Genomic DNA, 13,965 nt, shown 5'->3' on the forward strand with positions numbered 1-13,965 from the left:
TCCACCACCACAACAGGAGAAGCAAGATGAGTCTGAATCCGAGAGATATCGTGGTGGTCGACTGCGTGCGCACCGCCATGGCCAAGGCCAAGAACGGCGCCTTCCGCCACGTGCGCGCCGAGAACCTCTCCGCCGCGGTGATGCAGTCGCTGTTCGACCGCAATCCCGGCCTCGATCCGGCCGAGGTGGACGACGTGATCTGGGGCTGCGTTAACCAGACCCTGGAGCAGTCCATGAACATCGCCCGCAACGCGGCGATCATGACCGGCATCCCGCGCAGCGTGCCGGCGCAGACGGTCAACCGCCTGTGCGGCTCCTCGATGAGCGCGCTGCACATCGCCGCCGCCAACATCAAGGCCGGCATGGGTGACCTCTACGTGATCGGTGGGGTCGAGCACATGGAGCACGTGCCCATGACCCACGGCGTCGACATCAACCCGGCGGCCAGCAAGCACGCCGCCAAGGCGGCGATGATGATGGGCCTCACCGCCGAGCTGCTGGGCAAGATGCACGGCATCTCCCGCGAGGAGCAGGACGCCTTCGGCGTGCGCTCCCACCAGCGCGCTCAGGCGGCCATGGAGCGCGGCGGCTTCGACCGCGAGATCATCGGCGTGGAGGGGCATGACGCCGAGGGGCGGCGGATCCTGGTGCAGCGCGACGAGGTGATCCGTGCCGACGCCAGCCTGGAGAGGATGGCCGAGCTCAAGCCGGTGTTCGACCCGCGCGGCGGCACCGTCACCGCCGGCACCTCCTCGGCGCTCTCCGTGGGCGCCTCCGGCATGGCGGTGATGAGCGCCGAGCGGGCCCAGGCGCTGGGTCTCGAGCCCATCGCCCGGGTGCTCTCCACCGGGGTGGCCGGCTGCGACGCCTCCATCATGGGCTATGGCCCGGTGCCGGCCTCGAAGAAGGCGCTCAAGGTCGCCGGCCTCACCGCCGACGACATCCAGACCGTGGAGCTCAACGAGGCCTTCGCTGCCCAGGCGTTGCCGGTGCTCAAGGACCTGGGCCTGCGCGACGCCATGGACGAGAAGGTCAACCTGCATGGCGGCGCCATCGCCCTGGGGCATCCGCTGGGGTGCTCCGGCGCGCGCATCTGCACCACCCTGCTCAACGTGATGCGCGAACGCGACACCACCCTGGGCCTGGCCACCATGTGCATCGGCATGGGCCAGGGCGTGGCGACGGTGTTCGAGCGGCTGAAGTAGGCGCTCACTCACGCCGTGACGACAGCGGCGGCGCCCTGCGAGGCGCCGCCGCTGTCGGTTGGGAAGAACGTCCAGGATGAAGGGGCTATTCCGCCTGGGCACTCTCGGTCACCGGGGCGTCCGACGTCTCCGCCGGGAGCCAGCCGCGTTCGCTATAGTAGCGCATCGCCCCCTCGTGGAGGGGAGCGCTCAGGCCGTCGCGGATCATCGCCTGGGGGGACAGCTCGGCCAGGGCGGGATGGGTCGACTGGAAGCGAGCAAAGTCGTCGAAGACGCTGGCCACCAGCCGGTAGACCAGTGCCGGGTCGGTCTGCTGGGTGGTGACCAGGGTGGCCCTGACCCCGAAGGTATTCACCGCCTCCTGCTCGGGGCCGTAGAGCCCGGCCGGGATCGAGGCGCGGGTGAAGTAGGGGAAGGCGTTGACCATCAGGTCGACGAAACTCCCCTCGACGTCGACGATCTCGGCATCGCACAGGCGGATCGCCTGGGCCACCGAGTCGTTGGGATGGCCTACGGTATAGACCATGGCGTCGATGTTGCCATGACACAGCTCCATGGCCTGCTGGTCGGCCGGCAGGTCATGAACCTGGCGGAAGTCGCTGCGCGTCCAGCCGCGGGCATCCATCAGGCGCAGCATGGTGCCACGCTGGCCCGAGCCGGGGTTGCCGATGTTGACCGAGCGGCGGTGCAGGTCCTCGAACCCCTTGATATCGGCGCGGCGCCGCACCACCAGGGTGAAGGGCTCGCTGTGCAGCGAGAAGATCGAGCGCAGCGAGGTGTCCGGCCCGGCCTCGCGGAACCCTTCGATGCCCTGCGCCGCGTACTGGTGCAGGTCGGACTGGGCCAGGGCGAACATCAGCTCGCCGCCCCGCAGGGCACGCAGGTTGGCGCTGGAGCCATCGCGCCATCGCTGGGTGTCGCCCGGCAGGGGGTGTCGAGGGCGCGGCAGAGGGCACGCCCCACCACATGGTAGACGCCGGCCGGGCTCGCCGTGGCGATGGTCAGTGGCGTCTCGGCGTTTGCCGCTAGCGGAAGGGAGAGCAGCAGGCTGGCCAGGGCGATGGCCAACCGTCGGGGTGTGATGTTCATGACTCACCTCGCAACAGTGAGTCGGCCAGAGGCACATCCGAACCAGGTGGGGTCAGGTAGAAGCCAGGCGGCGACTTCGTATCGCATCTGGTCGACAGGCTGGGTTGTTATCGTGTTGTGGTGTCGGCCAAGGGGTGTGGAACGGTCCCCTGGTGCCCTGCGTCTAGGGGGCTCCCTTGAGGTATAGCAGGCGGCAGGAGGGGAGAGGGCGTATTTCAACGAAGTTTAATCGCATAACCTTATAGCATTCCGGCCTCGAGCCCCGCGGCCAGGGTCATGGCGAGCTCCTCCACCTGCCCGGCGAACTCCTCCTGCCACTCGCCGCGCAGGATCAGCGGCGCCTGCACCCAGCGCCAGCGCAGGCCGGTGACGATGCCCTCCACGGCGCGGCGGGTGCCGGTGCCGTCGTGGCCGGCGCGCACATAGAGGGCGCAGGGGAGCCCCTGGCGTTCCTCGAGCACCGGGTAGTAGCTGCGGTCGAAGAAGTCCTTGAGGGCGCCGCTCATATAGCCCAGGTTCTCGGTGGTGCCCAGCAGGATGGCGTCGCAGCCGAGGACGTCGTCGGGCCCCGCCTCGAGTGGGGGCTTCACCACCACCTCGATGCCGTCGATCTCGGGGTGGCGTGCCCCGCGCTCGGCGGCCTCGCGCAGTCGCCGGGTGTTGGGGGAGGGGGCATGGGCGACGATCAGCAGACGCCTGGGCATATTGACAGCTCCTCGGTTGTTTCCCACGCTGAGTCGGCTCAGTTCCCGTTCTCAATCAGGAGGATCCACGATGGCCTTTGCCCTGTCGACCCTGCGCGTGACCAGTCCCGCCTTCGATGATGGTGCCGGCATCCCGGCGCGGTATACCGGCGAGGGGGATGACATCTCCCCGGCGATCGTCTGGCAGGACGCCCCAGAAGGTACCAAGGGCTTCGCCCTGATCTGCCACGACCCGGACGCCCCGCTGGTGCAGAACGGTACCTACGGGTTCGTGCACTGGGTGCTCTACAACATCCCGGCCTCCACCACCAGCCTCGAGGAGGCGAGCCGCGTGGGCACCAAGGGCAAGAACGACTTCGGCAAGCTGGGCTATGGCGGCCCCATGCCGCCCGAGGGCCATGACGTGCACCGCTACTACTTCTGGGTGCTGGCGCTGGACAAGCCAACCGATGACCTGCCCGAAGGGCTATCGCTGCGCGACCTGCTGATCAAGGTCGAGCCGCACCTGCTGGGCATGAACCGCCTGGTGGGCACCTACCGCCGCGGCTGATCCCGACCCCGCCAGTGGGCTCAACCCTGCCAGCAGAAAGACGCGCACCCCGGCATCATTTGATGCCGGGGTGCTCTGGTTGAAGGGGCGGCAGGATCGGTTGTGCCGCCGGAGATCGGGGGCGCGACCTATTCGCTCAGTGCCTCGAGCAGTACCTTGGCGACGGGCTCGGAGGAGGGTGGGTTCTGGCCGGTGATCAGGCGGCCGTCGCGGCAGGTATAGGGGGCGAAGTCGTCCGCCTTGGAGTAGTCCGCTCCGGCGGCCTTGAGGGCCTCCTCCACCAGCTGGGGCACCACCTCGGTGAGGCCCACGGCGTCCTCCTCGCCGTTGGTGAAGCCGGTGACCCGGCGGCCGCGCACCAGCGGCTGGCCCTCGGCGTCACGCGCCTTCAGCAGCACGATGGGTGCGTGGCACACCGCCGCCACCGGCTTCTGCTGGGCCCAGAAGGTCTCGATCAGGCGGATGGAGTCCGGGTCATCCACCAGGTCCCACAGCGGACCGTGGCCGCCGGGGTAGAAGATGGCGTCGAAGTTATCGGCGCTGACCTCGGCCAGGCGCCGGGTGCTGGCCAGCTGCTGCTGGGCCTCCGGGTCCTGCTTGAAGCGCCGGGTGGCCTCGGTCTGGCTCTCCTCGGCATCGCTCTTGGGATCCAGCGGCGGCTGGCCGCCCGCGGGGGAGGCCAGCACCACCTCGGCGCCGGCGTCGCGGCAAGCGTAGTAGGGCGCGGCCAGCTCCTCCAGCCAGAAGCCGGTGGGCTCGCCGGTATCCCCCAGGCGATCGTGCGAGGTCAAAACCATCAGGATACGCTGGCTCATGGAGCTCTCCTCTCGTTCAGGGGGTGTGACATCGAAATATTTGTACAGAACTATGACACAGATGCAGGCATTGGGGAATTGGGCAGGGCCTATCGCCGGAATGCAGTGCCTTCATCGCCCATCCCCTTGCGGATGGGCGATCGCGTCTCGGCCGCTGCACGTTTCGCACTGTCGGGGGGCTCAGGGGTATCCTGACCACAGTCTAGCCAGTCAGGGTAAGAACCCATGCAGCTGTCGGAGTTCGATGCACACCAGGCCGCCGAGGCCCAGGCGCTGAAGGGGCATGAGATGGCGTCCCTTGCCGGCGTGCCGCGTTGTGTCGCGGCCTTCGACGATCCCGCCTACTGGTGAGGCGCGCCCGCGATCGGTGAACCCGGGCGAAAGTGCCATGTCCGCCGTGGGAGGTCTGAAAGTAAGGAGCCTGCCCGATGTCCACGCTGCCGCTACTCAAGGTCTACTACGACGGCATCTGCCCCGGCTGCCGGCGGGATCGCGCCCGCTACGAGCGCTGGGCGGGGGAGGCCGGCCGCCAGGTGGCGTGGTGTGACGTGACCGAGCACCAGGCGTCGCTGCGCGAGAGGGGCGTCGACCCCCAGGCGGCGCTGCTCTCCCTGCATGTCGAGGAGGAGGGCGGGCGCATCCTGGAGGGTATCGACGCCTATATCCTGCTGATGCGCCGCGTGCCACGCCTCAGGCCGCTGGCCTGGCTGATCGGCCTGCCGGGGCTCAAGCCGCTGCTGCGCTGGTGCTACGACGGCTGGGTCAGGCGGCGCCTGGCGAGGCAGGGGCGCCTGCCCTGACCCGGACGCCTTACCCTTCGCCGCTCAGGGTGGCGACCAGCCGCCTGGGTCCGCCGTGATCGCGGTGCTCTCCCCCGAGGTAACCACGTATGACATACACCTTGACATGTAGAAAATATAATAATCCCAATGGGTTACGTCATCCCACCTATGTCAATGGATAGATCACCAAATCTAAGCAGCAACTTGACATACAGCGCTGCAGCTTGACACGGAAGGTCCATCATTTTTTCGCAAACTGTCATCATTTAAAATTGTTGGCAGATTCTTTATTTCCTGAGTCAAAGTTACTGGTCAATATTAAGTGCACTAAGAGCATAGGAGAACTCAGAATAAATTCTCTCAAAAGCTTCGGCTTCCTTAGTCATTGGGATGAAACAGGTTTTAATCACGTTGTACGCTTCATCTCTAGCTTGTTCATCAATATTGAACAGCTCCCTAATGACATTTCGAGCTAGGGCTTCAAAGTTTACATCGCGGTGACCTGCTCTAGTCATTGCTTCTTTGTATTCGCCCCACAAGCCCCAGTGCATCTCGCTTCTGCCGAGCAAAGGAGAAATCTCCGGTGGTTGACGCATAATCGCGTAAATATACCAAAGAGCAATCAGAGAACTGAGATCTTTTATAGGATGACGTATCAAAAAACCCTTAAATAAGCTTACTAACGTCATAGAGTGTACTTTCTTAATGCTTGAAGCTCGTTTCAGAATTCTAAATAAAAGGTCAAAACAAAACTCACTATCTCTATTTACTTCGAATAGCTTGTTGAAAATTGAAAAAAATCCGGTGTCGGTATACTCAACTCCATGAGTTTTTCCTAAGTAATAGTCAAACACGATGTGCAAGAAATCTAGCCGCATGCTTGGTTCGAAAAAACCTAAGTCACAGGCTTCTTTTGTTTTTTGGCAGAGCTGATCATTATTTAGAGCCCCTAAACCACCAAGCCACTCAATCACGTTGAAAGCATTACCGGATAAAAAATTTTCATCGTGCAGATGGATGTATTTTAGAAGATAAAGATCGTCAGAGATTAAAAGAGAGCCTCTTCCTGCCAGTGCTGTTATATATTGTTCTACAGTAGTGTTTCCTTCTGAAGGAATCAATTCTAATTTATCTAAATGCTTTTGTATGGAGTTTAATATTTTTTTAGGTACTAAGTTGAATGGCGTGCCGCCTAGTGGATGAGCCGATTGATTGATGTGTTCAAATACATCATTGGGTAGTGCGAATTTTGGAATGTTGTTAAGGAATATATCCAGCAATCCAAGCTCGCTGAGAGCTAGCAAGCTAGTTATTTCGAGAATAATGAAGTCTGATTTAAAGACAGCGTAGGAAAATTGATCTTTTGGCAGCTGATGAGCATGCTTGATTCTATATTCTATATGTTCATCAGGGTAGTTTAATGAGTAAACCCAAGTAGTGAAAACACTGTTTGTATCGCCTAAGAAATTGTGCAGCATACTGAATGGCACAGGAAGGGAGCCATTTCTAATAGCTTTCTTGTTATTTTCCCATTTCTTTAGTTGGTCTTCAGATATGCCGGCCAACTCGCGCATCGATTTCAAAATTGATTCTGCGCCTTCGTCCGGGTTGACAAAGCCCTGCCGCAAAATAGTTGACTCGGGAAAGGATTTGGTATATTTAGAAAGCCTTGATTGAAATTCCTTAATTCGTTCTTCATCTTCTTCATGCTTTGGAGAGGTCAGGAAGAACAACAAGTAGCTGCCTTCTTCCTCACAATCATTTCGATCTGCTAATTCGCCAAATCGGTCAATAGCAAGTTTTAACTCGTCGCTATAGCCCTCTCTGCTAGAATAAATAGAAATTAACAGTCTTAAAAAATGAATTTTTTCCTTTCTTTTTGAAGAGCTTGAAATAAGCTCTTTTGCAATTTCAATAATGTTTTCTGAGAGACCAAGCGATAAGCATAAGTTGATATAAAACAGTTGCTGTTCTTTAGTGGACTCAGCATTAGTTACAGCTTCTTTAATCGCATTGTATGCTGCGCCAACCTTCCCCTGATGTTGAAGTGAGGCAGCGAGGATGAGCTCCCACCTTGATGTGTCTATACCTTTATTAATGTGTTTATTGGCCAAAGACTGAGCGTCAGACCAGCGACCTGTAGTCAAAAATGCTTGTGCTAAATTCAAATAGTCAGGCTTTGAAAGCTCTCTTTTTTTCAATATCTCATCGCCCAATTCTATGACTTTCTGGGCAGACTTTACATCAGTAGCATCAAGGTACCTTATTAGCTGCTCTGCAATTAATAAAGGCCTTCCTAAAGTTATATGATTATCATATAACTCCTGCATGTATTTTTCTTTATTGTCTGGATCATAATTGCAAGATTTGGTAAAAGATTTTATTGCTAGAAGCGCCTCTCCATCTGGCATATCTTTGACGATTTTCTCATATTTTTCCGCTAGTTGACTATCAAACAATTCGTTAGCTATATCCGATGCTATACAGAAAATCACCCCTGTATGATTGTTTGGTGATGCAAGAAGTAATTCTTCATGGATTTTAACTAAATCAAGTGCTTTAGTTGTTTTCCCTAAATGATAATTAGATAAAATAAGTAAGCCGCAGTCATCAACATCGAACACATCAAGTTTTTCCACTAAATCGATGACGCGTTGGTACTCCATCTGGTTGAACAATACTCGGCTATAAGGACGTATCAAGTCAGGGTGAGCAGGGCGTTCAGATAAAATATTCTCAATATGAGCTGATAAATCAGCGATGGCATCGAAGTATCCATAAAGCAAAATACTAATATCAACTAAAATTAAAACATCGCCTGGATAACCTAGTTCTTTAGCTGCTTCCCAAGACTTTTTTGAAAAAATAAAGGCTTGGTGCATTAGCTCCAAGTCATAGCTGGTTTTACCATAGATAGGCAAAACCTCTTCGTGTAAGTTTTCTTCTTGAGCTGCTTTGTAAAAGTATCGCCTTGCACTTATGGAATTGAATAGAAATGTATCTCTTTCAGTGTCGAAATGTCGTTCGCTGTGCTGAGTTATAATTTTATCAAGCTCATCAACCATTCCGGAAATGGTGTAAACAACCATTTGCCCAATGATCTTGTCTGGATACTTCTCTTTAAGTAAGGATAAAGCTTCATCGGGCCTGCCAAGTAATGCAAGGCATTTGGCTTTGAGAATACACTTGTGATAGCTGTTATTGCTTAGTTCCGATAGTATGTCTTCAAGATCCTGATGGGCAGGAAAATCATTGGCTTTAAGTTTGGATTCTAAATAGCCTAAATGATAGCGATCTTTTTGGTCAGCATTATTGGCTAGTCTAAAATTTTCTTCTGCAAGAGTTTGTTTCCCTTCAAGATTATATAGATTTGCCCATTGGAAATGGAATTCAGCTAGTTCGTTTTTGGTAAACGAATCTTTTCTATTTTCTAAGCCTTCTAGTATGCGCTTTGCTAAAGCTAGCTTATTTGCAGATAAGCTTTCTGAGCAGCGCTTTAATTCATTGGCGATAGTGCCATTAGGATTATCGAGCCAAGGCGCATCACCTATATCTTCGATACTTTTAAGTAGTACAGGCTTAGCAACTATAGCCTTAGCTATAGTGCTGATCCCTTCAGTAACGGGTTTGTTGTAAGATTCAATTCCCTTTTTTAGATCAGCAACGGCAAATTTTTCAGAAATCCTGGTTGAATAAAATTCATATATATCTAGAGTTGTATCGAGCACTTGGGTTGTTGGAATCTTAATAGAGATGTTGTTTTGACTCTCTAATTTATCTTTGTTGTCTGAAAACCACTTCTCTTCCAGCCAAAAGTAATATATTGGACACTCTGACAATCTATCTGAACTTTCTGAAAGATCTACAACAGCAACCATCACCAAGGGCTCCATCTGATGATAGTATTTTAAAGTTGAGACCTTGAATTCGTAGCTTATATACTCCTTGTCAGCACTGTATGAAGGAGTTGTTGTTCCTTTTAGTTGTAGGTAAAAGCTAAAAGAAACGAAGTTATCACTAGACTTTAACTGAATGAGATAATCAATGCCGAAGTCAGAATCGCCATCGAGCTCTTTCTCAATCCATGACGTTGGCAGCTTGACTCCCAATGCTCGCCCTGCTAATCGACCAATTTCTTGGCTGTGGTTATCCTTCGGTAATTTCGTCATATTTAGGATCCCTTGTGAGCAATAAATGCATTCCCCGCGCGCCTTGCGCTCCTGGGGCAGCAGGGCGGCGTGGATCAGGGCGTTGACCGGGGTGGCCACCCCGGCCTCGCGGCCCAGGCGCACCACGGCGCCGTTCTGGGATTCGAGTTCCGAGGGGCGGCCGGCCATGATGTCGCGCTGCATGGAGGCGGTGCTGGCCTCGGGCAGGGCATCGATGAAGCCCATCGCGCGGGTCTCGGCGTCCGCGGGCAGGGCGGTGCCGCGTGCCCTGGCCACCGCCGCGATCTCTGCCAGGATCGCCTCGATCAGCTCGCGGGTCTCGGGCAGGCGGCGGGTCACCCCGATGGGGGCGCGGGTGAGGGCGCCGATGCCGCTCATGGCGCAGATGAACAGGAACTTGCTCCATACCGCGGCCTGAATGTCGTCGGGGATCTCGGCGGTGACGCCATGGGCCGCGTCGAAGGCGGCCTTGAGGCGCTCGGTGCGCCGGCTCCTGCGGTTGTCACGCTCGCCGAAGCGCACGAAGGGTGAGACGCCGGCATGCTTGATGTGCCCGGGCGCTGCCTTCCAGGCCAGGATCCCGCACAGGCCCTCCAGCACGCTCTCCTCGCCCAGCGCCTTCGCCAGGAGGTCGGCGGCCTCGACCCCGTTCTCCAATGGCACCACCAGGGTCTCGGGCCCCACCAGGGGACGGATCGCCTCGGCGGCATCAATCACCTGCCACGCCTTGACCGCCACGATGACGGCATCCACCACGCCGACCTCGCATGGATCGTCGCTGGCCTTCACCGTGCCCAGGTGCAGGTCGCCCTCGATGCTCGAGACCTTGAGGCCGTCACGCCGCATCGCCGCCAGGTGCTCGCCGCGGGCGATGAAGGTGACCTCGTGACCGGCCTCGGCCAGGCGCGCGCCGAAGTAGCCGCCCACGCCGCCGCTGCCCATGATCGCGAACCGCATCCCGCTCTCCTTGTGCCGATGTATCGGAAGAGCCTACACCGTCGCGGCGATGTGGGCACGGCGGACGGCCTTATCGTTCGCGGCGCGCCGACCAGTGGCGCTGCATCTCCAGGAAGGTCAGCGATGCCGACCAGGTGATCAGCATGAAGCCGAGCAGCGCCTCGCTGCCGGTGATGAAGCGGGTCGGGCCGGTGGGGACGAGGTCGCCGTAGCCCAGGGTGGTATAGGTGATGGCAGAGAAGTAGACGAAGTCGAGGAACTGCAGGGTGGCGAGCCCATCGAGGCTGCCGGCCAGCGGATGTTCGGCGAGCAGCGCCATGCCGAGGGCGAACACCCAGATCTCCGCCACGTGGGTCGCGAAGAGGACGAAGCTGAGCATCAGGAAGCGCCGGCGAAGGGTGCCGTGGGCACGCTCCAGCCCCCGCCACAGTCGCATCGAGACCTCGTAGTGCAGCAGGATGCAGACTGCCACGGCGATCAGGGTCACGACCACCGCCCACAGGTGGCCGGCATCAAGCTGGGCATCGAACACGGGTGGACCTCCACGGGGGGGAGGGATCAGCCTAGCGTGATCGGTGGGGCGACGTTAAGCCCCACGCGACGCCATGACGCCTCGTCGCGGCGGCTGGTAGGATGCTGCTAACGATCACTCCATGATGGCCAGGCCCTTGCCCCGGCCGCCATGCCTGCCTGGATGTCGCCATGAAGACGAGCTCCCCCGCGGTGGCACCGCTGGACGATACCCTCTCGCCGCTGGCGCTCAAGCGCGTCGGCATCGATACCTACCGGGAGAACGTGGCCTACCTGCACCGTGACTGCCACCTCTACCGCGCCGAGGGCTTCCAGGCGCTCTCCAAGGTGGAGGTGCGCGCCAATGGCCAGCGCATCCTCGCCAGCCTCAACGTGGTCGACGACCCCGGCATCGTCGACTGCCAGCAGCTCGGCCTCTCCGAGGATGCCTTCGTCTCGCTGGGACTGGAGGAGGGGCGCCCGGTGAGCGTCTCCCAGGCGGAGCCGCCGGCCTCGATCCCTGCCCTGCACCGCAAGATCCGTGGCGAGCGCCTCGAGCGCGACGACTACCGGGCGATCATCCAGGACATCGCCGAGCTGCGTTACTCGAAGATCGAGCTGACCGCCTTCGTGGTGGCCTGCGACCTCGCCGAGCTGGACCGCGAGGAGATCTTCTACCTCAGCGATGCCATGTGCCGGGTGGGGCGGCGTCTCGACTGGCACGAGCACCCGGTGGTGGACAAGCACTGCATCGGCGGCATCCCCGGCAACCGCACCTCGATGCTGGTGGTACCCATCGTCGCCGCCCATGGCCTGCTCTGCCCCAAGACCTCGTCGCGGGCCATCACCTCGCCCTCGGGCACCGCCGACACCATGGAGGTGCTGGCCGACGTCGACCTGCCCTTCGATGCCCTGGGCGAAATCGTGCGCACCCACCGCGGCTGCCTCGCCTGGGGCGGTACCAGCCAGCTGTCTCCGGCCGACGACGTGCTGATCTCGGTGGAGCGCCCGCTCTCCATCGACTCGCCCGGGCAGATGGTCGCCTCGATCCTTTCCAAGAAGGTCGCCGCCGGCTCCACCCACCTGCTGCTGGACATTCCCGTGGGCCCCCACGCCAAGGTGCGTTCCATGCCCGAGGCGCGGCAGCTGCGCAAGCTGTTCGAGTTCGTGGCGGGGCGCATGGGCTTGACCCTGGACGTGGTGATCACCGACGGCAGCCAGCCCGTCGGCCGCGGCATCGGGCCCGTGCTGGAGGCCCGCGACGTGATGCAGGTGCTCGGCAACCACCCGGAGGCGCCCATGGACCTGCGCCAGAAGTCGCTGCGCCTGGCCGGGCGGATCCTGGAGTTCGACCCCGACGTGCGCGGTGGCGACGGCTTCGGCATCGCCCGGGATATCCTCGATTCCGGCCGCGCCCTGGAGAAGATGCAGGCGATCATCGCGGCTCAGGGCGCCCGCGATTTCGACCCGGAGGCGCCGCCGCTGGCGCCGCACCGCTTCGAGGTGGTGGCGCCCCGGGACGGCGTGGTGGTGGGCATCGACAACCTCAAGCTGGCGCGTATCGCCAGGCTGGCCGGGGCGCCCAAGGCCCTCGGGGCAGGGGTCGACATGGCCGCCCGGCTGGGCGACGAGGTCAGGGCCGGCCAGACGCTGTATACCGTCTATGCCGCCTACCGCAACGAGCTGTCGCTGGCCCACCAGTCCAGCGAGCGCGACAGCGGCGTGACCCTGGGCCAGCGCGACGAGCTGACCCACCTGAACGTGGAGATGTGACCCCGTGAGACGTGACAAGGAACGTGCCCTGCTCTACTTCGTCGACGAGGCCGCCACCGCCCGGCGCCTGGCGGATGCCGCCGGCATGGAAGCGCTGGCCGTCGAGCGCCACCGCTTCCCCGATGACGAGCTCAAGCTGACCCTGCCCTTCACCGAGGCGGGCGCCGTGCCCGAGCGCCTGGTGATCTACCGCAGCCTCGACCGCCCCAACGACAAGCTGGTGGAGCTGCTGCTGCTGGCGCGTCATGCCCGCCGCCAGGGCGTGAAGCACCTGGTGCTGGTGGCGCCCTACCTCGCCTACATGCGCCAGGACATCGCCTTCCATCCCGGCGAGGTCGTCAGCCAGACCATCGTCGGCGGCTTCCTGGCCGAGCTGTTCGACGCCGTGATCAGCGTGGATCCCCACCTGCACCGCATCGAGCGCCTCGACCAGGCGATCCCCCTGGCGCACGCCATCGCGCTCTCCGGCGCGCCGCGCCTGGCCGAGCTGATCGCCGAGAGGCGCCCCGGGGCCCTGCTGCTGGGGCCGGACGAGGAGGCGCGGCAGTGGGTGGCCCAGGCCGCCGCCGCCATCGGGGGTGACTTCGGGGTGTGCCGCAAGGAGCGACGCGGCGATCGCGACGTGACCATCCAGTTGCCCGAGTTGCCCGTGGCGGGCCGCGAGGTGGTGCTGATGGACGACGTGGCGAGCTCCGGGCATACCGTGGCCCGCGCCACCGAGGCGCTGCTGGCCGCCGGGGCGGTGTCGGTGGACGTGGCCCTGACCCATGCGCTGTTCGCCGGGGATGCCCTGGCGGTGATCCGCGCGGCGGGGGTGGGGGAGGTGTGGAGCACCGACTGCATCGCCCACGAGAGCAACGCCATCGCCATGGCGCCGGTGCTGGCCGAGGCGCTGGCCGACCTGCGGCCGGACTGAGCGGCCGGCCAGGGACGCTCTGCCCATGCGACCAACGGCAGGCGCCGCCCCGATCGGGGCGGCGCCTGGTATTGCCGTGCCGTCGAGACGCTCAGGCGAAGGCGGGGCGGGGCATGAAGGCCTTGAGGCTCTCCAGGCTCAGCACCTGGCGGCCGTTCTCGGGCTGGTCGGTCTGGAAGCCGATGTCGAAGCCCTTTTCCGCCAGCCTCTCCTGCCAGAACTCCCGGGTGGCCAGCGCCTCGGCCTCGCCGGCGCTGGCCGCATGGAAGATGCCGCCGCCGAGGTGCTGTTCCTGACCGCGGGGATGGATGGCGTAGACGTCGACGAGGAAGGCTTGCATGACGCTCTCACTGGCTGGTGACTGTGGGGTCATGGTAGCCCCGGTGGCGGGCCGGCGGGAGCGAAACCGGATTCCGTTGTGTTACCCCCCATGACGCCGCGGCATCATTCCGCCGCGGCATGAGGGATGCCGCCAACGACAGGCCCCGCACGCCA

13 protein-coding genes are annotated in these 13,965 nt (G+C 60.5%); 6 read left to right on the top strand and 7 right to left on the bottom strand.

The window, feature by feature from the left end; all coding sequences use genetic code 11:
- Positions 1-26 precede the first annotated feature (26 nt).
- On the top strand, positions 27-1,205 hold the full coding sequence (gene fadA, locus Q673_RS26785; protein ID WP_023005775.1) for an acetyl-CoA C-acyltransferase FadA: 1,179 nt from the start codon (positions 27-29) through the stop codon (positions 1,203-1,205).
- Between the two features lie 85 nt (positions 1,206-1,290).
- Here the strand turns inward: fadA and Q673_RS26790 are convergent, their stop codons facing one another.
- The 3 genes from Q673_RS26790 to Q673_RS26795 all read right to left on the bottom strand — a co-directional run bounded on the left by Q673_RS26790 (position 1,291) and on the right by Q673_RS26795 (position 2,998).
- Positions 1,291-2,061, bottom strand: coding sequence for a TAXI family TRAP transporter solute-binding subunit (locus Q673_RS26790; RefSeq protein ID WP_023005776.1), 771 nt, complete (start codon positions 2,059-2,061; stop codon positions 1,291-1,293).
- Positions 2,061-2,294 (bottom strand): hypothetical protein, encoded by a 234-nt coding sequence (locus Q673_RS36945; protein WP_235048505.1) that lies wholly within the window; start codon positions 2,292-2,294, stop codon positions 2,061-2,063. The genes Q673_RS26790 and Q673_RS36945 overlap by 1 nt, the downstream gene beginning before the upstream one ends.
- A 239-nt stretch (positions 2,295-2,533) precedes the next feature.
- Positions 2,534-2,998 (bottom strand): flavodoxin family protein, encoded by a 465-nt coding sequence (locus Q673_RS26795; RefSeq protein ID WP_023005777.1) that lies wholly within the window; start codon positions 2,996-2,998, stop codon positions 2,534-2,536.
- 70 nt (positions 2,999-3,068) lie between these two features.
- Here Q673_RS26795 and Q673_RS26800 point away from each other — a divergent pair, with 70 nt between their 5' ends.
- Complete coding sequence (locus Q673_RS26800; RefSeq protein WP_023005778.1) at positions 3,069-3,548, top strand: YbhB/YbcL family Raf kinase inhibitor-like protein; 480 nt, start codon at positions 3,069-3,071, stop codon at positions 3,546-3,548.
- 128 nt (positions 3,549-3,676) lie between these two features.
- Here Q673_RS26800 and Q673_RS26805 read toward each other — a convergent pair whose 3' ends face one another.
- Complete coding sequence (locus tag Q673_RS26805) at positions 3,677-4,363, bottom strand: type 1 glutamine amidotransferase domain-containing protein (protein WP_023005779.1); 687 nt, start codon at positions 4,361-4,363, stop codon at positions 3,677-3,679.
- A gap of 225 nt (positions 4,364-4,588) precedes the next feature.
- On the opposite strand from Q673_RS26805, the gene Q673_RS37095 reads away from it, so the two are divergent.
- Together Q673_RS37095 and Q673_RS26810 are read left to right on the top strand one after the other, a co-directional pair.
- Entirely contained in the window at positions 4,589-4,714 is a 126-nt protein-coding gene (locus Q673_RS37095; RefSeq protein ID WP_023005780.1) for a hypothetical protein, read from the top strand.
- Between the two features lie 77 nt (positions 4,715-4,791).
- Positions 4,792-5,163, top strand: a complete 372-nt coding sequence (locus Q673_RS26810; RefSeq protein WP_023005781.1) for a thiol-disulfide oxidoreductase DCC family protein — start codon at positions 4,792-4,794, stop codon at positions 5,161-5,163.
- A gap of 287 nt (positions 5,164-5,450) precedes the next feature.
- On the opposite strand, the gene Q673_RS36000 is transcribed toward Q673_RS26810, so the two are convergent.
- Together Q673_RS36000 and Q673_RS26825 are read right to left on the bottom strand one after the other, a co-directional pair.
- Positions 5,451-10,271: a 2-dehydropantoate 2-reductase gene (locus tag Q673_RS36000; protein WP_152527096.1), complete on the bottom strand. Its 4,821-nt coding sequence runs from the start codon at positions 10,269-10,271 to the stop codon at positions 5,451-5,453.
- A gap of 70 nt (positions 10,272-10,341) precedes the next feature.
- Entirely contained in the window at positions 10,342-10,803 is a 462-nt protein-coding gene (locus Q673_RS26825) for a potassium channel family protein (RefSeq protein ID WP_023005784.1), read from the bottom strand.
- Positions 10,804-10,973: 170 nt separating this feature from the next.
- On the opposite strand from Q673_RS26825, the gene Q673_RS26830 reads away from it, so the two are divergent.
- Together Q673_RS26830 and Q673_RS26835 are read left to right on the top strand one after the other, a co-directional pair.
- Entirely contained in the window at positions 10,974-12,554 is a 1,581-nt protein-coding gene (locus tag Q673_RS26830) for a thymidine phosphorylase family protein (protein ID WP_023005785.1), read from the top strand.
- 4 nt (positions 12,555-12,558) lie between these two features.
- The gene (locus Q673_RS26835) at positions 12,559-13,470 is read left to right on the top strand and encodes a ribose-phosphate diphosphokinase (protein ID WP_023005786.1); all 912 of its coding nucleotides are present in this window, start codon (positions 12,559-12,561) and stop codon (positions 13,468-13,470) included.
- A gap of 91 nt (positions 13,471-13,561) precedes the next feature.
- On the opposite strand, the gene Q673_RS26840 is transcribed toward Q673_RS26835, so the two are convergent.
- Positions 13,562-13,810, bottom strand: coding sequence for a hypothetical protein (locus Q673_RS26840; RefSeq protein WP_023005787.1), 249 nt, complete (start codon positions 13,808-13,810; stop codon positions 13,562-13,564).
- Positions 13,811-13,965: the final 155 nt, after the last annotated feature.

Origin of the sequence: Halomonas sp. PBN3 (assembly GCF_000475415.1) — a bacterium.
Taxonomy (GTDB): domain Bacteria; phylum Pseudomonadota; class Gammaproteobacteria; order Pseudomonadales; family Halomonadaceae; genus Halomonas; species Halomonas shengliensis.